The sequence below is a fragment of the Paraburkholderia sp. GAS348 genome (assembly GCF_050434205.1).
Classification (GTDB): domain Bacteria; phylum Pseudomonadota; class Gammaproteobacteria; order Burkholderiales; family Burkholderiaceae; genus Paraburkholderia.
Genome location: NZ_JBNPVT010000023.1, coordinates 82,687 through 103,903 on the forward strand (window position 1 = coordinate 82,687; position 21,217 = coordinate 103,903).

General features: G+C 62.2%; 17 protein-coding genes, 1 tRNA gene and 3 pseudogenes. 16 read left to right on the forward strand and 5 right to left on the reverse strand.

All coding sequences use genetic code 11. The annotated features are described in order from the left end of the window. Positions 1-182 precede the first annotated feature (182 nt). Both P3T22_RS27725 and P3T22_RS27730 read left to right on the forward strand, forming a co-directional pair. Complete coding sequence (locus P3T22_RS27725) at positions 183-1,532, forward strand: NAD(P)/FAD-dependent oxidoreductase (RefSeq protein WP_429326686.1); 1,350 nt, start codon at positions 183-185, stop codon at positions 1,530-1,532. 90 nt (positions 1,533-1,622) lie between these two features. Continuing rightward, positions 1,623-2,495, forward strand: a complete 873-nt coding sequence (locus tag P3T22_RS27730) for a dienelactone hydrolase family protein (RefSeq protein WP_063498465.1) — start codon at positions 1,623-1,625, stop codon at positions 2,493-2,495. Positions 2,496-2,648: 153 nt separating this feature from the next. Here P3T22_RS27730 and P3T22_RS27735 read toward each other — a convergent pair whose 3' ends face one another. Then, entirely contained in the window at positions 2,649-3,518 is an 870-nt protein-coding gene (locus tag P3T22_RS27735) for a sulfurtransferase (protein ID WP_063498466.1), read from the reverse strand. A gap of 284 nt (positions 3,519-3,802) precedes the next feature. Continuing rightward, positions 3,803-4,909 (reverse strand): aromatic ring-hydroxylating oxygenase subunit alpha, encoded by a 1,107-nt coding sequence (locus tag P3T22_RS27740; RefSeq protein WP_063498467.1) that lies wholly within the window; start codon positions 4,907-4,909, stop codon positions 3,803-3,805. Positions 4,910-5,195: 286 nt separating this feature from the next. On the opposite strand from P3T22_RS27740, the gene P3T22_RS27745 reads away from it, so the two are divergent. The 4 genes from P3T22_RS27745 to folE2 all read left to right on the forward strand — a co-directional run bounded on the left by P3T22_RS27745 (position 5,196) and on the right by folE2 (position 9,532). Then, a complete protein-coding gene (locus P3T22_RS27745) occupies positions 5,196-5,504 on the forward strand; it encodes an exodeoxyribonuclease VII small subunit (protein ID WP_063498468.1) in 309 nt (102 codons plus the stop codon). Continuing rightward, positions 5,501-6,382 carry a polyprenyl synthetase family protein gene (locus tag P3T22_RS27750; protein ID WP_429326687.1) on the forward strand — a complete coding sequence of 294 codons (882 nt, stop codon included), beginning with the start codon at positions 5,501-5,503 and terminating at the stop codon, positions 6,380-6,382. Before P3T22_RS27745 ends, P3T22_RS27750 begins: the two co-directional genes overlap by 4 nt. An 85-nt stretch (positions 6,383-6,467) precedes the next feature. After that, a complete protein-coding gene (gene dxs / locus P3T22_RS27755; protein WP_063498470.1) occupies positions 6,468-8,375 on the forward strand; it encodes a 1-deoxy-D-xylulose-5-phosphate synthase in 1,908 nt (635 codons plus the stop codon). A gap of 350 nt (positions 8,376-8,725) precedes the next feature. Continuing rightward, entirely contained in the window at positions 8,726-9,532 is an 807-nt protein-coding gene (gene folE2, locus P3T22_RS27760; RefSeq protein ID WP_429326688.1) for a GTP cyclohydrolase FolE2, read from the forward strand. A 112-nt stretch (positions 9,533-9,644) separates the two neighbouring features. Here folE2 and tsaD read toward each other — a convergent pair whose 3' ends face one another. Further along, a complete protein-coding gene (gene tsaD / locus P3T22_RS27765; RefSeq protein ID WP_063498472.1) occupies positions 9,645-10,673 on the reverse strand; it encodes a tRNA (adenosine(37)-N6)-threonylcarbamoyltransferase complex transferase subunit TsaD in 1,029 nt (342 codons plus the stop codon). 136 nt (positions 10,674-10,809) lie between these two features. Here tsaD and P3T22_RS27770 point away from each other — a divergent pair, with 136 nt between their 5' ends. The 9 genes and pseudogenes from P3T22_RS27770 to P3T22_RS27810 all read left to right on the forward strand — a co-directional run bounded on the left by P3T22_RS27770 (position 10,810) and on the right by P3T22_RS27810 (position 19,562). Beyond that, positions 10,810-12,039, forward strand: a complete 1,230-nt coding sequence (locus P3T22_RS27770) for an NAD(P)/FAD-dependent oxidoreductase (protein WP_429326689.1) — start codon at positions 10,810-10,812, stop codon at positions 12,037-12,039. 57 nt (positions 12,040-12,096) lie between these two features. Next, entirely contained in the window at positions 12,097-12,309 is a 213-nt protein-coding gene (gene rpsU, locus P3T22_RS27775) for a 30S ribosomal protein S21 (protein WP_429326690.1), read from the forward strand. A 250-nt stretch (positions 12,310-12,559) separates the two neighbouring features. Then, on the forward strand, positions 12,560-13,006 hold the full coding sequence (locus P3T22_RS27780) for a GatB/YqeY domain-containing protein (protein ID WP_063498475.1): 447 nt from the start codon (positions 12,560-12,562) through the stop codon (positions 13,004-13,006). Between the two features lie 78 nt (positions 13,007-13,084). Beyond that, on the forward strand, positions 13,085-14,956 hold the full coding sequence (gene dnaG, locus P3T22_RS27785) for a DNA primase (protein ID WP_063498476.1): 1,872 nt from the start codon (positions 13,085-13,087) through the stop codon (positions 14,954-14,956). Positions 14,957-15,049: 93 nt separating this feature from the next. Then, positions 15,050-17,440 carry an RNA polymerase sigma factor RpoD gene (gene rpoD, locus P3T22_RS27790; RefSeq protein WP_429326691.1) on the forward strand — a complete coding sequence of 797 codons (2,391 nt, stop codon included), beginning with the start codon at positions 15,050-15,052 and terminating at the stop codon, positions 17,438-17,440. A gap of 152 nt (positions 17,441-17,592) precedes the next feature. After that, positions 17,593-17,680, forward strand: a tRNA-Ile gene (locus P3T22_RS27795). A gap of 161 nt (positions 17,681-17,841) precedes the next feature. Beyond that, on the forward strand, positions 17,842-18,066 hold the full coding sequence (locus tag P3T22_RS27800; protein ID WP_082855240.1) for an Arm DNA-binding domain-containing protein: 225 nt from the start codon (positions 17,842-17,844) through the stop codon (positions 18,064-18,066). Positions 18,067-18,125: 59 nt separating this feature from the next. Continuing rightward, a pseudogene (locus tag P3T22_RS27805) lies at positions 18,126-18,407 on the forward strand (HU family DNA-binding protein); the annotation flags it as partial. Next, a pseudogene (locus P3T22_RS27810) lies at positions 18,404-19,562 on the forward strand (PDDEXK nuclease domain-containing protein). The pseudogenes P3T22_RS27805 and P3T22_RS27810, both read left to right, overlap by 4 nt. A 255-nt stretch (positions 19,563-19,817) precedes the next feature. Here the strand turns inward: P3T22_RS27810 and P3T22_RS27815 are convergent. Beyond that, positions 19,818-20,363, reverse strand: a pseudogene (locus tag P3T22_RS27815) (error-prone DNA polymerase); the annotation flags it as partial. A 21-nt stretch (positions 20,364-20,384) separates the two neighbouring features. Between P3T22_RS27815 and P3T22_RS27820 the strand changes: the two are divergent. Continuing rightward, positions 20,385-20,726 carry a transposase gene (locus tag P3T22_RS27820; RefSeq protein WP_082855241.1) on the forward strand — a complete coding sequence of 114 codons (342 nt, stop codon included), beginning with the start codon at positions 20,385-20,387 and terminating at the stop codon, positions 20,724-20,726. 232 nt (positions 20,727-20,958) lie between these two features. On the opposite strand, the gene P3T22_RS27825 is transcribed toward P3T22_RS27820, so the two are convergent. Then, positions 20,959-21,217: hypothetical protein (locus P3T22_RS27825; protein WP_429326692.1), on the reverse strand; the 259-nt coding region annotated here is incomplete at its 5' end.

Sequence of the window (21,217 nt, forward strand, 5' to 3'; positions counted from 1 at the left end):
TGTGACGGCGCGCGTGATAGGCGATAACGTCGCGCGCATGTCACATATGCGTATTGATGGCTTGTGATAACCCGTGCCGCTCGCGGACAATCGCCAGGACGGACGGCGTGCGCTTCATGATTCATACGCGCTTCATGCACGCCGTCGCGACGCATAACCCATCGGCAAATACGGAGAGTTCAATGCATCGTTTTATCGTCGTTGGCGGGGGCGCGGGGGGGCTGGAGTTGGCGACGCGCTTAGGCGACCGCTATGCACCCCGGAAGAACAAAGGTGGCGTGCGCGCGCAAGTGACGCTCGTCGACCGCAATCCAACCCATATCTGGAAGCCGCTGCTGCATGAAGTGGCAGCCGGCAGCATGGACCCGTTCACCCAGGAACTCGAATATGCGGCGCAAGCGCGCTGGCACGGCTTCGAGTTTCAGCAGGGCGAGCTGACCGGTCTGGACCGCGCGAACAAGCGTCTCACGCTCGGTACCGTGCTCGACGACGATGGCGCAGAACTATTGCCCGAACGCCAGCTTGAATACGACACGCTGATCATCGCGATCGGCAGCACCACGGCGTTCTTTGGCGTGAAGGGCGCGCCCGAGTTTTCCCTCGCGCTCGATACGGTCAGCCAGGCGGAGCGTTTCCGCAAGCGCCTGATCGCGGCCTGTATGCGCGCGGAGCATCAGGTGCATGAACCTGTCGAGTCGAACCCGGGGACGTCGCCTTCATCGGAGCCGCGCATTCAGGTGGCGATCGTCGGCGGCGGCGCGACGGGCGTCGAACTCTCGGCTGAGTTGCGCAATACGGCTCAGGTCTTGTCCGCGTACGGCTTGCATAAGCTCGATCCGCGGCACGACGTCGGCATCGTGCTGATCGAGGCGGGGCCGCGCATTTTGCCGGCCTTGCAGGAGCGAGTGTCGACGGCCACCGCCGAATTGCTCACCAAGCTCGGCGTGAAGCTGATGATCGGTGAGACCGTGGCCGAGGTCGCGCCCGGCATGATCCGCACGGCCGGCGGTAAAACTGTGCGCGCCGATCTGACGGTGTGGGCGGCGGGCATCAAGGCGCCCGCTATCCTGAGTGAGCTCGACGGCCTGCCGGTCAACCGTCTGGGGCAACTCATCGTGCGCCGCACGCTGCAAATCGAAATCGACGACAACATCTTCGCGCTCGGCGACTGCGCGGCTTGCCCATGGCCGGGCAACGAGCGCAACGTGCCGCCGCGCGCGCAAGCGGCTCACCAGCAGGCGAGCTTCCTGTTGAAGGCGCTTGCGGCCCGGCTCGAGAACAAGCCGCTGCCCGAATTTACCTATCGCGACTTCGGCTCGCTGGTGTCGCTCGGGCACTTCAGCGCGGTCGGCAATCTGATGGGCGGTGTGATCGGCGGCAATATGCTGATCGAAGGGCTGTTCGCGCGCTTCATGTACATGTCGCTGTACCGGCTGCATATCGCGGCGCTGCACGGCTACGCGCGGATGGTGCTCGACACCTTCGCGCATTGGTTGCGGCGCACCACGCTGCCGCGGGTCAAGCTGCACTGAGGGCAGACCGCGCTCGAGAAGGTTGCATCTGCAACAGGATGCGGGTGAAGCGTATCCTGTTGCCTCCAACCTTCACCCGAGGAGCGCCGCATGCTGAAACCCGACATCGACAGCCTGGTCCCGCACGTTCCCTTCAATCGCCGTACCTTCATCAAGGCCGCGCTCGGCACCGGTTTCGCCGCGGCCGTGCTGCCGGTGTCGGCGCAAACCATCCATACCGATAGCGACGGTCTTGAAGCCGGCGAGATTGGCGTGCGCTCCGGCGACACGCTCGTGCCGGCCTATCGCGCACAGCCGAAGGGCAAGACGCATTTGCCGGTGATCATCGTGATCCATGAGGCGTTCGGCGTGCATGAGCATATTGCCGATGTGTGCCGGCGCTTTGCCAAGCTAGGTTATCTGGCGATCGCGCCGGATCTGTTCGTCCGCGAGGGCGATCCGTTGGTGCTGCCGACCATCCAGCAGATCGACGATCAGATTCTCAGCAAGGTGCCGGACGAGCAGGCGCTGGACGACCTCGACGCTACCGTCGCATGGGCGGGCGAGCACGGCGGCGATCTTAACCGGCTCGGCGTGAACGGTTTTTGCTGGGGAGGACGTATCGCGTGGCTGTATGCGGAGCACAATCCGCGGCTCAAGGCTGCGGTAGCGTGGTACGGGCGCGTGGGCGGAGATCACAGCGCGACCACGCCCGCGAACCCGCTCGATCGTGTCGGCGATCTGCACGCACCGGTGTTGGGGCTATACGGGCTGCAGGATCAAAGCATCCCACAAGCCACACTTGCGCAGATGAAGCAGGCCATCGCCCAGGGTCCGCAGGTGGGCCGTGGCTCGCAATTCGTCGTATACGACGACGCGGGCCACGCGTTTTTCGCGGATTACCGGCCGAGTTACAAGAAGGCTGATGCCGAGGATGGCTGGCGACGTGTGCTGGTGTGGTTCAAGCAGCATGGGGTCGCGTGAGGGCGCGCGCTTGCTTGGTCCAGCGCGCGTTCGATACCTTCGTTTGACGTGCCATAACGGCGTGCCGATGCGCTCGGCTGAAGGAATGCAAAAGGCCACAGCCGCTTTCCAGCGGCCGCGGCCTTTTGCCAATCGTCCCGCTTGATGGGTCGCTTAAGGATTCGGGCCCGTTGCAACCGGCCGCTTCGGATCAGAACTCCATTCGCTCCACGATCCGGCATACAGTGCCGCGCCATGCATGCCGGCGATCTCCATCGCGAGCGCGTTCACGCACGCCGTCACGCCTGAGCCGCATTGCAACACGACATGTTCCGGCGGCGTGTCGGCCAGCAACGCATGGAATTCCTCACGCAGCGTGTGTGCCGGCTTGTAGCGGCCGTCGGCGGTGAGGTTGTCCTTGAAGAACCGGTTGAGCGCGCCAGGAATATGGCCGCCGACGCGATCTAGGGTTTCGTTTTCACCGCGATAGCGATCGTTCGCGCGCGCGTCGACCACGACGCGTTCTTTCGTGCCGAGATTGCGCTCGACGGTCTGCACGTCCACTGTGACGGAGAGTGGCGCGCCGGCTTTGAAGTCACCGGTATTCTGCGCTGGCGCGTCCTGCGTCAGCGGATGACCGGCGGCCTGCCAGGCTTGCAGCCCGCCGTCGAGCAGCGCGACCGCATCGTGGCCCAGCCAGCGCAGCAGCCACCATGCGCGCGCGGCGTACATACCACCCTGCGCGTCATACGCGACCACCTGCTGACCCTGTTTGAGCCCGCGCGACTCCAGCGTCTCCACCAGCCGCGCGCGATCTGGCAGCGGATGGCGGCCATTGTGGCCGTTCTTCGGTCCTGACAGATCGCGATCGAGGTTTAGATAGTGCGCACCTGGCAAATGCCCGGCCAGATAGGCTTTCTCGCCCGCCTCGGTGTCCGCCAGATCGAAACGGCAATCGATGACGAACACGCTGCCCGGCGCGGCGGCTAGCCGTTCCGCAAGGTTGGTCGCGGAGATGAGTGTGGTGTAGTGAGTGTGCGGCATGACGTCTCCTGTGTCGACCGGAGTTAGCGCTTTAGCGCTTGGTCCGGTCCCATGCAAAGCGGTCGACCGGAGTTAGCGCTTTAGCGCTTGGTCCGGTCCCATGCAAGATGGTTGCGAAGCGGGCGATTGCGGCGCTTGCCCGGCGGCTTGGCGCTGTTAGCGAATGGCCGAACGATACTGATAGTCTAAACAAAAAAAGACGAGCCGAAGCCCGTCTTTCCATGCCTTGATGCGGCTCACTCAAGGATCGGCTCAAACGCCGATCAAAGCGGGCCGCGGGCGAATCAGATCGCGCCGAGTTCGCGCCGCAAGAACTCGTGGAAGTGCTGCATGCCGTCTTCCATGGGGCTCTGATACGGGCCGACCTGCGATTCGCCGCGTTCCATCAGCGCGCGGCGGCCTGCGTCCATGCGCTCGGCGATCTCGTCGTCTTCGCGGGCCGTTTCCATATAGGCGGCGCGCTCGGCTTCGACGAACTCCCGTTCGAACAGCGCGATTTCCTCAGGATAATAGAACTCCACCACATTGGTGGTCTTCTGCGGACCGCGCGGAATCAACCACGACACCACCAGCACGTGCGGATACCACTCGATCATGATGCCGGGGTAGTACACCATCCAGATCGCGCCGAAATCGGGCGGATTGCCTTCGCGGAAGCGCAGCACCTCGTCGTGCCATTTACGGTACGTCGGGCTGCCCGGCTGCTCCAGATCCTTGTGGACGCCGACCGTCTGCACGCTGTACCACTCGCCGAATTCCCACGTCAGGTCGTCGCAATTGACGAAGCTGCCGAGGCCCGGATGGAATGGCGCGACGTGGTAGTCCTCCAGATAGACCTCAATAAAGGTCTTCCAGTTGTAATTGCACTCGTGCACTTCGACGTGATCGAACATGAAGCCCGAAAAATCGAAGTGTTGCTTGGTGCCGAGGCGCGCCAGATCCCGCGCGACGTCGCGCCCCTGCGCTTCGAACAGCAGGCCTTGCCAGTTCTGCAGCGGCGTGGCGCCGAGATTCAGGCAGGGGTTATCCGCAAAATGAGGTGCACCGAGGAGCTGGCCGTTCAGGTCGTACGTCCAGCGATGCAGGGGGCAGACGATATTCTCCGTCTGGCCGCGGCCGTTGAGCATGATGGCTTGCCGGTGGCGGCACACGTTCGACAGCAGTTCGACTTGCGACTGCTGGTTACGGACGAGCACGCGCCCTTCGCTCTCGCTGGGCAAAGCAAAATAATTCCCCGCTTCGGGCACCATGAGATCGTGGCCGATGTAGCGAGGACCTTTCTTGAAAAGGGTGTCGATTTCGCGCGTTAAAAGCGCTTCGTCAAAGTAAGCCGTGACTGGCAGCTGGCTGTGGACAGACCGCAACTGCAATGCATTGCTCAGATTGGACATTCCCACTCCCGTGAAGACGTGAAAGCAGTGAACAACCCAACCATCGAAGATTCGATTTAGGGAACCCGAGATTATACCCGTTTCCCCCGCCTTGGGGCGCTTAAGTGACTGATTTAGGTCAAAAATGTCAAGCAAGTTCAAGGTTTTCGCCACGGACCAATCGTTTTTTTTCTGCGAGACTGAGGGTCGGACACGGATGGCAAAGGCGGGGCGTGGGCTGGCGATGGGATCGGAAATGTCGCTTTTGCCGTAGAATGTCCGACTTGTTTTAATTTTGCGACTATTCATGGCGAAGACCGCGTCGAAAGATACTGCTGCCGCGCCTGCTGAAGGCGTCGATACCATGCCGCTGCCCGAGAACTATGAGGCGGCCCAGGCCGAGCTGGAAGGGCTGGTTGCGCGCATGGAAAGCGGCAATCTCAGCCTCGAGGAGTCGCTCACCGCCTACCGGCGCGGTGCGGCTCTCGTGGCGTTTTGCCAGCAGCAGCTCGAGAAGGTCGAGCAGCAGGTGCGCGTGCTCGATGGCGAGACGCTCAAGCCACTGCCCATGAATACCGCAGGCACAGCCGCTACTGAAAGCGGGGACGACCTATGACATTCGAACAATGGACACGCTCGGTACTCGAACGCGTCGAATCGGCACTAGAACACTACCTGCCCACGGAAGCGACCGAGCCGGGCAAACTGCATGAAGCCATGCGCTATGCGGTGCTGGGCGGCGGCAAGCGGGTGCGCCCGCTGCTTTGCCACGCGGCCGGCGAGCTGACCGGTGTGCGCGCCGAGTGCCTGGATGCGGCAGCGGCGGCGCTGGAAATGATCCACGTGTACTCGCTCGTGCACGACGACATGCCCTGCATGGACGACGACGCGCTGCGCCGCGGCAAGCCCACGGTACACGTCAAATATGACGAGGCCACCGCGCTGCTGGTCGGCGACGCGCTGCAAGCGCAGGCATTCGTCGCGCTGACGTCGGACGTGCTGGCGCCGGCGCAGCAGGCATCGCTCGTGCGGGAACTGGCCTTGGCGAGCGGCTCGATCGGCATGTGCGGCGGCCAGGCCATCGACCTGGCGAGCGTCGGCCATACGCTGACGCGCCCGCAACTGGAAACCATGCACCGGATGAAAACCGGCGCCTTGCTGCGTGCCGCGGTGCGCATGGGCGCGCTGGCGGGCGAAACGCCGAACGCGGACGCCATGCGTTCGCTCGACGCGTATGCGGCCGCTGTCGGCCTCGCGTTTCAGGTTGTCGACGATATTCTCGACGTCACGACCGATTCAGCGACGCTTGGCAAAACAGCAGGTAAAGACGCGAAGGACGGCAAGCCGACCTACGTGTCGATTATTGGGCTAGAGGCGTCGCGTGCGCTCGCAGCGCAACTGCGCAGCGACGCCCACGCTGCGATTGCGCCGTTTGGCGCGCGCGCGCAGCGTCTTGCCGAATTGGCCGACCTGGTGGTGAACCGGGTTAGCTGAACGCGAAAGCCCGCCGCCGTGCACCTTCGCTATGAGGTGCATGTATGAAGTGCGGGCGCGTAAGTTTTCCTACAATGGAACGACGATGTACGACTTGCTGAAAACTATCGACGACCCGGCAGCCTTGCGCCGCCTCGATCGCCGCCAATTGCAACCGCTTGCCGACGAGTTGCGTGCCTTCGTGCTCGACAGCGTATCGCAGACAGGCGGCCATCTTTCGTCCAATCTCGGCACGGTCGAGTTGACCATTGCTCTGCACTATGTGTTCGACACGCCACGTGACCGGATCGTATGGGACGTCGGCCATCAAACCTATCCGCATAAGATCCTGACGGGCCGCCGCGACCAGATGCACACGCTGCGTCAGCTCGGCGGCATTTCGGGCTTTCCGAAGCGCGACGAGTCGAAATACGACACCTTCGGCACCGCGCACTCGAGCACCTCGATCTCGGCCGCGCTCGGCATGGCCGTTGCCAGCAAGCTGCAGGGCGAGAACCGCATGGGCATCGCCGTGATCGGCGACGGCGCGATGACGGCCGGCATGGCCTTCGAGGCGATGAATAACGCCGGCGTCGAAGACGACGTGCCGCTGCTGGTCATCCTCAACGATAACGACATGTCGATTTCGCCGCCGGTCGGCGCGCTGAATCGCCATCTGGCGCGCCTGATGTCGGGCCGTTTCTACGCCGCCGCGCGTGCGGGCGTCGAACGTGTGCTGCGCGTCGCGCCGCCTATGCTCGATCTCGCCCGCAAGCTCGAAGAGCACGCGAAGGGCATGATCGTGCCGGCCACGCTCTTTGAAGAGTTCGGTTTCAACTACATCGGCCCGATCGACGGTCACGACCTCGATTCGCTGATTCCTACGTTGCAGAACATCAAGGAACTGCGTGGCCCGCAATTCCTGCACGTCGTGACGAAGAAGGGCCAGGGCTACAAGCTGGCCGAAGCCGATCCGGTGCTGTACCACGGCCCGGGCAAGTTCAACCCGGCCGAAGGCATCAAGCCGGCCGCCACGCCGTCGAAGAAAACCTACACGCAGGTGTTCGGCGAATGGCTGTGCGACGCGGCCGAGCTGGATGCGCGCGTGATCGGCATCACGCCGGCCATGCGTGAAGGCTCGGGCATGGTCGAGTTCGAGAAGCGTTTCCCGGATCGCTATTTCGACGTCGGTATCGCCGAGCAGCACGCGGTGACATTCGCCGGCGGTCTGGCTGCGGACGGCATGAAGCCGGTGGTCGCAATCTACTCGACCTTCCTGCAACGTGCGTACGACCAGCTGATCCACGATGTCGCGCTGCAAAACCTGCCGGTGGTGTTCGCCATCGACCGTGCGGGTCTGGTCGGCGCGGACGGCGCCACGCACGCGGGGGCCTACGATCTGGCGTTCCTGCGCTGCATCCCGAACATGACGGTGATGGCGGCGTCGGACGAAAACGAATGCCGTCAGATGCTGTACACCGCGTTGCAGCAGCCGAACCCGACGGCGGTGCGCTATCCGCGCGGCGCCGGCACGGGCGTGGCAACCGTCAAGCAAATGACGGCGCTGCCGCTTGGCAAGGGCGAGGTCCGTCGCGAAACGTCGCAACCGGCCGGCAAGCGGATTGCGATTCTGGCATTCGGCACGATGGTTGCGCCGTCGCTGGCCGCCGCTGAGCAACTGGACGCCACGGTGGCGAACATGCGCTTCGTGAAGCCGCTGGACGCCGAGCTGGTCCGCCAACTGGCCGAAACGCACGACGCCATCGTCACGGTCGAAGAAGGCTGCGTGATGGGCGGCGCGGGTTCGGCTTGCGTCGAAGCCCTGCTTGAGACTGGGGTTATGCGGCCTGTACTGCAATTGGGCCTCCCGGATCGCTTCATCGATCATGGGGATCCGGCCAAGTTGCTCGCCGCGTGCGGTCTCGACGCTGCGGGCATCGCCAAGTCGATTCGCGAGCGCTTTCTTTCCAGCGGCGCGGTCGGCGGTCAATCCTCGGTGAAGCGCGTCGCTTAACCGCGTCGCTTGGTTGCGTCACGTAACGGCGTCGATTGGCAGCGCCGTTAAGCTGCTCTGCCGTGCGCTGCGCCGCGGCCATAGCAGTCTCCAACTTGAGTCGATGGACCTTCGGGTCCATCATCCGACCCCGGCAGGGGCCGGCGTTCGCCGTTGCGCGCCCTGATCCGCACGGTCGCTGGGAGCCCCCAAGTCTGTCGCTTCGCGGCAACCTCCGATGGGGCAATCCCCCAATCCCTCAAAGGGACTTTCTGCGGGGCGGGGGACTGCCTGCGGCGCGGAAAACTTGGGGCAGCCCGCTTGGGACGGCCCGCTTGGGACGGCCCGGCGTTTCTTGAAAGGACAAGAATATGAACCAGATGAACCCCGCCTTTGTGATGCCCGACGTGCAGAGCACGCCCGATACGCGTCAGATTCCGATTCAACGAGTCGGCGTCAAGGCCTTGCGTCATCCGTTGACGGTGCGCACGCAAGGCGGCGAAGTGCAGCCGACCGTCGGCACGTGGAATCTCGACGTGCATCTGCCGGCCGATCAGAAGGGCACTCACATGTCGCGCTTTGTCGCGCTGCTTGAAGAGAATAAGGCGCCGCTCGAGGCCGCGACTTTCCGCACCATGCTCGCCGCGATGCTCGAAAAGCTGGAGGCCGAGGCGGGCCGCATCGAAGTGTCGTTCCCATACTTCGTGAATAAGACCGCGCCGGTGTCGGGCGTGCAAAGTCTGCTCGACTACGAAGTGACATTGACGGGCGAGACCCGCAATGGCGCGACGCGTCTGTTCCTGAAGGTGCTGGTGCCGGTCACGAGCCTGTGCCCGTGCTCGAAGAAGATTTCGCAGTACGGCGCGCACAACCAGCGCTCGCACGTCACGATCAACGCCGAGCTGGCGGGCGACGTGGCGGTGGAAGAGTTGGTTCGTATCGCTGAAGAAGAAGCTTCGTGCGAACTGTGGGGCTTGCTCAAGCGTCCGGACGAAAAGTTCGTCACCGAACGTGCCTATGAAAATCCGAAGTTCGTCGAAGACCTGGTGCGCGATGTCGCGCAGCGTCTGAATGCGGACGAGCGCATCGTCGCTTATGTGCTCGAAGCAGAGAACTTCGAATCGATTCACAATCACAGCGCTTATGCCGTGATCGAGCGGGACAAGCGGGTGGCGTGATCACGCTTTAGCCTCCTCTTGCTTGCCGCAAATGGAAAAAGCCGCTTTCACGAAGCGGCTTTTTCTATGGGGTTGCCATTGTGTCGCGAGGCGTGCGCCAGGTGTCGCGGGCTCAGCGCGCGAGGGACGTCAGATCCCAGCGCGGCTTCACCGTGAACGCGTAGTCTTTGCCCGATTGATCGGGCCAGCGTTGCAGCCTCAACGCACCCGCCAACGCGATCATTGCGCCGTTGTCCGTACACAGCGACAGGTCCGGGTAGTGCACGAAAAAATTGCGCTTCTTCGCCGCGGCGGAAAGGGCTTCGCGCAGTTGCCGGTTTGCGCCCACACCGCCCGCGACTACCAGGCGATTGAGTTTGGTTCGTTTGAGCGCGGCCAGCGATTTCGCCGCCAGCACTTCCACGGCCGCGTCGACGAAACCGCGTGCCAGATCGGCTTTCGCCTGCTCGCAGATATTCGCGCCGCCGAGCTTCTTCGCGTGCGTGAGGACAGCGGTCTTAAGCCCGCTGAAGCTGAAATCGAGGTCGCCGGAATGCAGCATTGGGCGCGGCAGGACCACCGCGCCGGGCGTGCCGAACTCAGCCATCCGCGACACTTCCGGGCCGCCCGGATAGCCGAGGCCCAGCAGTTTGGCGGTTTTGTCGAAGGCTTCGCCGGCGGCGTCGTCCAGCGTTTCACCGAGCGTCTCGTAGACGCCCACGTCCGTTACACGCATCAACTGCGTATGGCCGCCCGACACCAGCAGCGCGACAAACGGAAACGGCGGCGGTTCGTCCACCAGCAGCGGCGACAGCAAGTGCCCTTCGAGATGGTGGATACCGATGGTCGGCTTGTCCCACGCCATGGCCAGCGAATTGGCGACGCTCGCGCCGACCAGCAGCGCGCCCGCGAGGCCCGGGCCCTGCGTATAGGCGATTGCGTCGATATCGCCGCGTACCGCGCCGGCGCGTTCCATCACCTCTTCGAGCAGCGGCAGCGCGCGCCGGATATGGTCGCGCGACGCCAACTCCGGCACCACGCCGCCGTACTCCCGATGCATCGCAATTTGCGAATGCAGCGCGTGCGCGAGCAGGCCGCGCTCTGTGTCGTAGAGCGCGAGACCGGTTTCGTCGCAGGAGCTTTCGATGCCGAGAACGAGCATGATGGGTGGGTCGGGTGGGTTTGAGCGGGTACGGTACGGGAGTGAAGCCACTCCGGCGTCCAAAAGTGAAAAGGCAAGCTTTAAAGTATAGCAGCGCGGGCAGAGGGCCGCCGACGCGCGGGTACAATGCGGCCCCATGGAATCCTTCGATATCGCAGTGATCGGCGCAGGCGCGGCCGGCATGATGTGCGCGGCCGTGGCCGGGCAACTCGGCCGTCGCGTGGTGCTGATCGACCACTCGCAACGTCTCGCGGAGAAAATCCGCATTTCCGGCGGCGGCCGGTGCAACTTCACGAATCTGTACGCCGGACCGGCCAATTACCTGTCGGCCAACCCCCATTTTTGCCGCTCGGCGCTGGCGCGCTATACGCCGCGCGACTTCATGGCCTTGCTTAAGCGCCATCACGTGACGTGGCACGAGAAGCACAAGGGGCAGTTGTTTTGCGATCAGTCGAGCGACGCGGTCATCAATGTACTGAAGAACGAATGCGACACGGGCCGCATTGCGTGGCGCACGCCGCTCGCGGTCGAGCAGGTGCGGAATGACGCCGCCGGGCGGTTCACGCTGGATACCCACTCGGGCCCGATTACTGCCCGCGCGCTCGTGGTGGCGACCGGCGGCCTGTCGATTCCCAAGATTGGCGCCACCGATTTCGCCTACCGCCTCGCCAAGCAATTCGGCCATAAGCTGATCGACACGCGCCCCGCGCTGGTCCCGCTGACCTTTGCCCCGGCCGACTGGGAGCCGTTCTCGGCGCTCTCCGGCGTGTCGCTCGAAGTGCAACTGGCAACCGGCAACAAAAAGGCCGGCGCCGAGTTCAACGAAGACCTGCTGCTCACCCACCGCGGCCTGTCGGGCCCGGGGGTTCTGCAGATTTCGAGCTACTGGCAGCCCGGCGAGCCGATTCATATCAATCTGCTGCCCGAGCAGGACGCCACCACCGCATTGCTGGAAGCCAAAACCGGCACGAAGCGCCAGATCGCCAATCTGCTCTCGGAATGGGTGCCGCAACGGCTCGCCCACGTCTGGCTGGAAACCCATCAGATTCCCGCCGAAGCGCGTGTGGCCGATCTGCCGGACAAGACGCTGCGCCGCGTCGGCGAGGCGTTGTCGCGCTGGACGCTCACCCCCAACGGCACCGAAGGCTACCGCAAGGCCGAAGTTACGCGCGGGGGTATCGACACGCGCGACCTGTCGTCGGCGACGATGATGAGCGCCCGCACGCCGGGTTTGTACTTCATCGGCGAGGCGGTCGACGTGACCGGCTGGCTCGGCGGCTACAACTTTCAATGGGCGTGGGCCTCCGGCGTGGCGGCCGGCCAGGCGGCCGCGGAGTACGTTTTAGGGGGCTTGACGGCGCATTAGCTTTGTGAGAAAGCTCTGCTATACTCCTGAACCTTTACAAAGTTCCGTTATTGAAAAATGACGACCATCCGCGTAAAAGACCACGAGCCGCTTGAAGTTGCCATGCGCCGCTTCAAGCGCACGATGGAGAAAAACGGGTTGCTGACGGAACTTCGCGCCCGCGAGTTTTACGAAAAGCCTACGGCTGAGCGCAAGCGCAAGAAGGCGGCTGCGGTTAAGCGTCATTTCAAGCGTCTGCGTGGCCAGATGCTGCCAAAGAAGTTCTACTGATTCTGGCGTTGCCGCGGTTCCCGTCGAACGGAGCGGCGACATCCAACTGGTGAGGGCACAAGCAGGTGCCGTCACGGAAAACACGGCCCTTCGGGCCAGCCGGCAGGGTCGCATCCACTACGCAAAATCGCGCCAACCCGCTTGAGGAAGCAGTCCCAAGCGGGCGTTTGTGTTGGATACGGCGTGTTGATGCAGGGTATGGGTGCGGTTAGCCGGCCGGTTTTTAAATTTCAACGCATTCAGGTGAGTGATGAGTCTCAAGGACCAGATCAACGACGATATGAAAGCTGCCATGCGGGCGCGTGAGACTGAGCGTCTCGGCACGATCCGCTTGCTGCTCGCCGCCGTCAAGCAGCGCGAAGTCGACGAACGCGTCACCCTTGACGACGCGGCGATCACCGCCGTCATCGACAAGATGATCAAGCAGCGCAAAGACTCGATCAGCCAGTTCGAAGCCGCTGGCCGCACGGATCTCGCCGACAAGGAAAAGGCCGAGTTGGTCATCCTGTCCGCCTATATGCCGGCGCAGATGTCCGAAGCGGAGATCCTTGCCGAAGTTCAGGCCGCGGTCGCGCAAACTGGCGCTGCCGGCCCGCAAGACATGGGCAAGGTGATGGGCGTGCTCAAGCCGAAGCTGGCCGGCCGCGCCGACATGACCGCTGTCTCGGCGCAAGTCAAAGCCGCGCTCGCGAAGTAATTCCCGTATTTCCGGTCTGCGCGCGCCGTTGCTCGACGGCGCGCGCAGCCTTGGGCCTTTTAGGTAGCGTCATTCACTGTGATTCCACCGTCATTCCTGCAGGACCTGCTCAACCGCGTCGATATCGTCGACGTGGTCGGCCGGTATGTGCAGTTGAAAAAGGGCGGCGCGAACTTCATGGGGCTGTGCCCGTTTCACAACGAGAAAAGCCCCTCGTTTACGGTTAGTCCGACTAAACAGTTCTATCACTGCTTCGGCTGTGGCGCACATGGTACGGCTATTGGCTTCCTGATGGAGCACGTCGGCTCCACGTTTCCAGAGGCGGTCAACGAACTCGCGCAATCGGTCGGGTTGACCGTGCCGAACGAGCCTTCGCCGGGATATGGCGGCGGTGGCGGTTCCGGCGGGTATTCGCCCGCTGCGTCCAAGGCAGTCACCACGGCGCTATCCGATGTCATGCAGACCGCCTGCGATTTCTACCGCAAACAGCTGCGCGGCGCGCCGGTCGCGATCCAGTATCTGAAGAAACGCGGGCTGACCGGCGAGATCGCCGCCCGCTTCGGCCTCGGCTACGCACCAGACGGCTGGCAGAACCTCGAGCCCGCATTCCCCAACTATCGGGACGATTCGCTGGTCGAATCGGGTCTTGTGATCGTCAGCGAAAAGGCCGATGCGCAAGGTCAGAATCGCCGATACGACCGCTTTCGCGAGCGGATCATGTTCCCGATACGCAATGTGAAAGGGCAGGTGATCGGCTTCGGCGGGCGCGTGCTGGACGGCGGCGAACCGAAATATTTGAATTCGCCGGAAACGCCTTTATTTAACAAGGGCAGCGAGCTGTACGGGCTGTTCGAGGCACGTTTGGCCATCCGCGAACAGCATTACGTGTTGGTGGTCGAAGGCTATATGGACGTGGTCGCGCTGGCCCAATTGGGATTCCAGAACGCGGTGGCCACGCTCGGCACGGCCTGCACGCCGATTCATGTGCAGAAACTGATGCGCCAGACCGATACGGTCATCTTCAGCTTCGACGGCGATTCGGCGGGGCGCCGCGCCGCGCGCCGTGCGCTGGATGCCTGCCTGCCCCACGCGGCGGATAACCGGACCATCCGGTTCCTGTTTTTGCCGTCCGAGCATGATCCGGACAGCTACGTGCGCGAATTCGGCACGGAGGCGTTCGCCGAGCAGGTCGAGCGCGCCATGCCGCTGTCGCAGTTCATGCTGAACGAGGTGCTGACCGGCAAGGAACTGGACCAGCCGGAAGGCCGGGCTCGCGCGCTGTTCGACGCGAAACCGCTGCTGCAGCAGCTGCCGGCCAATGCGCTGCGCGCTCAGATCATGCATATGTTCGCCGACCGGCTCGACGTGCCGTTCGACGAAGTGGCCGCCTTATGCGAAGTCGACGCCCGGATCGCGGCAGCTGCCCGTTTGGCGCCGGCCCGCAAGGACCGGCGCAGTGTGACCGGGATCGAAGAAAAAACGCTGCGCAATCTGGTGATGTATCCGCGGACGGTGGCGGTGCTCGACGAGGAAGCCGAGCAGGCGCTTCTGAGCGTCACGCGGCACGGCGAGCTGTTCGAAGAAGTGGCGACGCATGCGCGCGCGCTGGGCGATTCGGCGGAGTTCCAGTTGCTGTCCGACCTATTGCGAAACGGCGCGAATGCCCCAACTTTCGAGGAAATCTTTCGCAAAATTCTAGACTATGATGAAAACGTCCGGGATTTACTGCTGAAGGACCCGGAGGATGCGACCGTCATCGAGGAACGGCGCGAGCAGGAAAGGATTGTCGGAGAGGAACTGAAAGCGGCGATTCTGAAGATGCGATACGACGCTTACTGCGATCGTCTAGAGCAGCTTTCGCGGCAATCCCGGCACACGCCGGAGGAGTTTGCGGAGCTGACGGACCTGAATCAGAAGCGGGCTGAGATGAAGCGCCAGCTTGGGTTGTAAGCGAGATGGCAGAAACCTGGGTGCTATAATAAAAGGTTTCCAGCGGTTTGTTTTTTCAATGGTTTTCCTAGCAAAGGCGAAAAGGCGATTGCGATGGCAAAGACACCAGGCGGAAAAATAGCAACAGGCACGGGTTCGAATGAGCCGACCAGAAAGGTCACCGAGGCCAAGTTAGCTTCTTCCCCCAGAAAAACGTCTGCCGCAAGCGTCACACCTGCTGCCGGGAAGAAATCCTCGACCAGTTCCGCTGCGCGAGCGGAGCCGGACAGGGCGGCGAAAGCTGTACCACCACCGGCCGCAGAGCGGCCGGATGTCAGAAGCGCAAGGGAAGCGCCTGCCGCGCAGGACGATGCGGTAGAGCGCGAGACTCCAGTATCCACGGTTCAACCGGCTGTTGTCCAACAGCCGCGAGTCGAGACTACAGCCGGTACGACGAACTCCATGACGAAAAAGCTGAACGAAACACCCGTTGATGACGACGCAACCCAAAGCGAAGAAACCCCTGCGGCCGTTCCCGGCAAAGTGGAAAAGGTCAAGGCTCGCGATCGTCGTGCAAAGGAAAAAGCGCTGCTGAAAGACGCGTTTGCGTCGTCGCAGCCGGGCACCGTCGAGGAACTCGAAGAGCGCCGCTCCAAACTGCGCGCGCTGATCAAGCTCGGCAAGGAGCGCGGCTTCCTCACGTACGCGGAAATCAACGACCACCTGCCGGACAACTTCACCGAGACCGAGGCGATCGAAGGCATCATCAGCACGTTCAACGACATGGGCGTGGCGGTGTATGAGCAGGCGCCGGATGCTGAAACGCTGCTGTTGAACGACAACGCACCGGCTGCTTCGTCGGACGACGAAGTGGAGGAGGAAGCGGAAGTCGCGCTCTCCACCGTCGACTCCGAATTCGGCCGCACCACCGACCCGGTCCGCATGTATATGCGCGAAATGGGTACGGTCGAGCTGCTCACGCGCGAAGGCGAAATCGAGATCGCCAAACGGATCGAAGACGGCCTCAAGCACATGGTGATGGCGATCTCCGCGTGCCCGACCACGATCGCCGACATTCTGGCGATGGCTGAGCGCGTCGCGAACGAGGAAATCCGCATCGACGAACTGGTCGACGGCCTGATCGACGCCAACGCGGAAGATGCGGACGGCTTCTCGGTGCAAGAAGCGGAAGCGATCGAAAGCGAAGACGAGGAAGTCGAGGAAGAAGACGCGGACGAGGAGGAGGAAGACGACGGCGCGGCGCAAGCCACGGCCAACGCAGCGCAGATGGAAGCGCTCAAGCGTGCGTCCCTCGAGAAGTTCGCCATGATCAGCGAATGGTTCGACAAGATGCGTCGCGCGTTCGAAAAGGAAGGCTACAAGTCCAAGTCGTATCTGAAGGCGCAGGAAACCATCCAGAACGAACTGATGACGATCCGCTTTACCGCGCGTACCGTCGAGCGTCTGTGCGACACGTTGCGCGCGCAAGTAGACGAAGTGCGTCAGGTCGAGCGTCAGATCCTGCATACGGTGGTCGACAAGTGCGGCATGCCGCGTGCCGAGTTCATCGCACGTTTCCCGGGCAGCGAAACGGATCTGGAATGGGCCGACAAGATCGTCGGCGAAGGTCACGCGTATAGCGCGATCCTCACGCGTAACATTCCGGCCATTCGCGAACAGCAGCAACGTCTGCTCGATTTGCAGGCGCGTGTCGTTTTGCCGCTGAAGGACCTGAAGGAAACCAACCGCCAGATGGCGGCCGGAGAGCTGAAAGCGCGTCAGGCAAAGCGCGAAATGACCGAGGCGAACTTGCGTCTCGTGATCTCGATCGCGAAGAAGTACACGAACCGTGGTCTGCAGTTTCTCGACCTGATTCAGGAAGGCAACATCGGCCTGATGAAGGCGGTGGACAAGTTCGAATACCGTCGCGGCTACAAGTTCTCCACGTATGCAACATGGTGGATCCGTCAGGCCATCACGCGTTCGATCGCGGACCAGGCGCGTACGATCCGGATTCCGGTTCATATGATCGAAACGATCAACAAGATGAACCGCATCTCGCGCCAGATCTTGCAGGAAACCGGTCTCGAGCCGGATCCCGCAACGCTGGCCGAGAAGATGGAGATGCCGGAAGACAAGATCCGCAAGATCATGAAGATCGCGAAGGAGCCGATCTCGATGGAAACGCCGATCGGTGACGACGACGACTCGCATCTGGGCGACTTCATCGAGGACAACAACACGGTCGCGCCGGCCGACGCCGCACTGCACGCCAGCATGCGCGATGTCGTGAAGGACGTGCTCGACTCGCTGACGCCGCGTGAAGCGAAGGTGCTGCGCATGCGTTTCGGTATCGAGATGAGCACCGATCACACGCTCGAAGAAGTCGGCAAGCAGTTCGATGTGACGCGTGAGCGGATCCGCCAGATCGAGGCGAAGGCGCTGCGCAAGCTGCGTCACCCGAGCCGTTCGGACAAGCTGAAGTCGTTCCTCGAAGGGAATTGATCGAAGTTGGCGGTCGTGGGAAATGATGTAGCGGTTTGAAGGGGCCTCCCGGTTGTTTCGCTTGGGCGAAGCGGTTACGGAGGCCCTTTTTTCGTGTAGTATGTCGGCCAATCGATGAATTGGCCCGGCCTTCATGACCGGGTCTTTTTCTTGGGCCGGACGCCGTGCTGGTTGCAGGCAGCGGACTCATAATCCGCCTCCGAAAGGACATCGTCGGTTCGACTCCGACCCGGCCCACCATTTGCTATTCCAGCATGTTCCAAGACGTTCTGTCTGAATCTACCAAATCCTTGTTGGGAAGGTAGTTCCGCTCATTCGTCATGCTCAAAACGGCCGCTTGGTTCCGTTGACTTCTATCGTTCTGAGGGGGTAACTCGACGCCGCAAAGAGGAGTTACCCCCATGCCCCTTTCAGACGCTGCAATTCGCAAGGCTAAGGCTGGCTCTAGGCCGACGAAGTTGTCGGATGGTGGCGGCCTCTTCCTGTTGCTCAATCCGAACGGTTCACGTTGGTGGCGGTTTAAATATCGTTTCGGGGGCAAGCTCACACTAGGTTGTTCTGTGTCATGGCCCAGTTGCGCTGCGCTTTCTCGCGTGCCGCAGAGTCGGACCGCCCGCTGGTCGTGATTGCGTGAAGGCAGGCCGATCAGGTAGGGTGGCGACATCGCAACCACAACGAGGAATCAACAATGAACAAGCAGGAACTGGTGGATGCGGTCGCGGCGGTAACCGATGAAAGCAAGGTCGCGACCGGCGAGATGATCGACGCAGTGATCGCTACGATCACCGGCGCGGTGACGAAGGGCGACACCGTCCAGCTGATTGGCTTCGGCTCGTTTTCCACGGGTGCGCGCGCCGCACGGGTCGGCCGCAATCCGGCGACCGGCGCCGAAATCCAGATCCCCGCGGCGAAGACGGTCAAGTTCACGGCGGGCAAGGCGTTCAAGGATGCCGTCAACGCGTCATGACGAAGGTGGCAATCGCGCCCGGCGACTACGCCGGGCTGCACAAGGAAGTGGTCAGTGTCGTCGAATCGGCGCGACGCACGGCGGCACGCAACGTCAATGCCGTGATGACCGCCGCCTACTGGGAGATCGGGCGGCGGATCGTCGCCAGCGAGCAGGGCGGGCAGGCGCACGCCGGCTACGGACAGGCGCTGATCGCCCGGCTCGCGGACGACCTGACGCGCCGTTTCGGACGCGGATTCGGCCGGGCGAATCTGGCCAGCATGCGCGCGTTTTATTCCGCCTGGCCGGCGGGGGAGATTTTCCAGACAGTGTCTGGAAAATCGGCAGCCCCCGGAAATGTCCAGACGCCGTCTGGAAAATCTCCGCCGGCGAAAGACGTCGTCGACGCCATGGCAACGGCGCCCGATTACATGGCATTAGCCACCCGTTTTACGCTGCCGTGGTCCGCCTATGTGCGCCTGCTTTCAGTGAAGACGTCGGCCGCCCGCGCTTTCTATGAAAACAGAGGCGTTGCGCGAAGGCTGGTCGGTGCGCCAGCTCGACCGCCAGATCAGTAGCCAGCTTTACGAGCGGCTGGCGCTGTCGCGCAACAAGGCGGCCCTGCTCAGGAAAGCCGCCGATGTCCAGCCGGGTGATCTCCTCACGCCAGAGGAGGCGATTCGCGACCCGTTCGTCCTCGAGTTTCTCGACATCAAGGACGAGTACTCGGAGTCCGACCTTGAGGAAGCGCTGATCCAACATCTGGCGGATTTCCTGCTGGAGCTCGGTGACGACTTTGCTTTCGTCGGCCGGCAGCGCCGCCTGAGAATCGACGACACGTGGTTCAGGGTCGATCTGGCGTTTTTCCATCGACGTTTGAGATGCCTGGTCATCATCGATCTCAAGGTCGGTCGCTTCAGCTATGCGGACGCCGGGCAGATGCATCTCTATCTGAACTACGCGCGCGAGCACTGGATGAAGCCTGGGGAGAATCCACCTGTCGGTCTGATCCTTTGCGCCGAAAAAGGTGCAGCGGAAGCACATTACGCGCTGGACAACCTGCCGAACAAGATTCTCGCGGCGGAATACCAGACGGTGTTGCCAGATGAGGCGATGATCGTGCAGGAGCTTGAGCGCACGACCGCGGAACTGGAGCGGCGTACCGGGCCTGCGTAAGGGTTGGTCCCGACGCCCGGCGGATCCCGCTTACCTGAAGGTGAGGCCGCGAGTCGGTACCGCATCATCATGTGAGGTTAGACGGTGGAGCACCGTTGGCGCGGCATAGCGGAATCTTGATGTTGCTGCCCTCGGCGCGTTCCCAGTACAGCTGCGCGAATTCCCGGATGCTCATGTGTGCGCCAAACACCCTGACGTACTCGCGGTAGTCCGCCTGGATCTGGGCCGAATAGCACATGATCGCTCTCCCTGGACGAGGCGTACCGGCGCGCGAGTCGATTTGCCTTCGACAGCCGAATCCCAGTTACTGAGCGTGACATCGACGGGCAGCACCTTTACGCCGTGGCGCCTTGCGTCCTGGACAAGCTGCGAGGGGGAATAGAATCCCATCGGCTGGCTGTTTAGCATCGCGACGAGAAACGCGACAGGCTCATGACACTTCAGCCATGCACTTGCGTAGACCAGCAGCGCGAAGCTCGCCGCGTGACTCTCCGGAAAACCATATTCGCCGAAGCCCTGGATCTGCGCAAAGATGGCCTCGGCAAACTCGCAGTCGTAACCGCGCTCGAGCATCCCGTTCACGATGCGGTCGTAGTAGGCTTCGAGTCCGCGCCTTGCGGCGCCATGCGGCCATCGCGCGACGCAGCTGGTCGGCCTCGCCGGCGGTGAATCCGGCAGCGAGCATCGCGCCTGCATCACCTGCTCCTGAAAGATCGGCACGCCGAGCGTGCGCGAGAGCGCCTGCTTCATCTGCGGGCTCGGATAGGTGACGGGCTCCTTACCTTGCCGCCGGCGCAGGTAGGCGATGCCTTGCCGCGGTTAATGAAGATCGCCCGTGAAGCTGGCCTGGCGCTGCGCGGCACCATCGTCAGCCTGGACGGTGCCTACGACTGTCGGATCAACCGCAAGGCCATCTTCAATCGCGGCATGGTGCCTAACATCAACCCGAACCGGCGCGGCAGAAAAAACCCAAACGCGGCGCGCAAGGCGCTGTTCGATCCGGCCATTTTTAAAGAGCGTTTCAACACCATCGAGCGATTGTTCGGTTGGGAAGACAAGTTCCGTCGCCTGCTGCTGCGTTTCGAGCGGCTCAGTCATCTGCACTACGCGTTCAAGACGCTCGTGTACACGATGATCAATCTACGGCACTACTGCAGCAGCTGATCGAGCGATCAGGCTGGCGTTTCCCGTTCCGACGCAGTGCGTCGTGATCTGCCTCGTGCGCACATTGCCCTGTTTGTCTTGACAGCGTCCGTCCATCCTTCATTCAAGCATCAACCATATATTTTGCATTCCTATTGATGAAAAAATCACCATTAGTGATCCGAACAAAACCTGCAACCAGTAGTCTATCAGGTCAAACACCGGATGCTCGATGACTTCCTCCGCCAGCGGTTCAAAAATCCCACCGTTCGGATGAAATTTGCGTAAGTCCTGGATTCAACTCAGCAGCCCAAAAAAATAATTTTTCAAATGTGCTTGACGGGGGTGGCGGTGGACCCTCATAATTCGCCTCCCGTTTGATGACGGACGCGAAGAAAGCAGAGCTTCCAAGCGAGTGATCTTTAAAAATTAACAGCCGATAAGTGTGGGCGCTTGATGCGCGACGCGCCGGTGGGTTCTTCGGAGTCTGCCGGGAAGCGAAAGTATCAAGT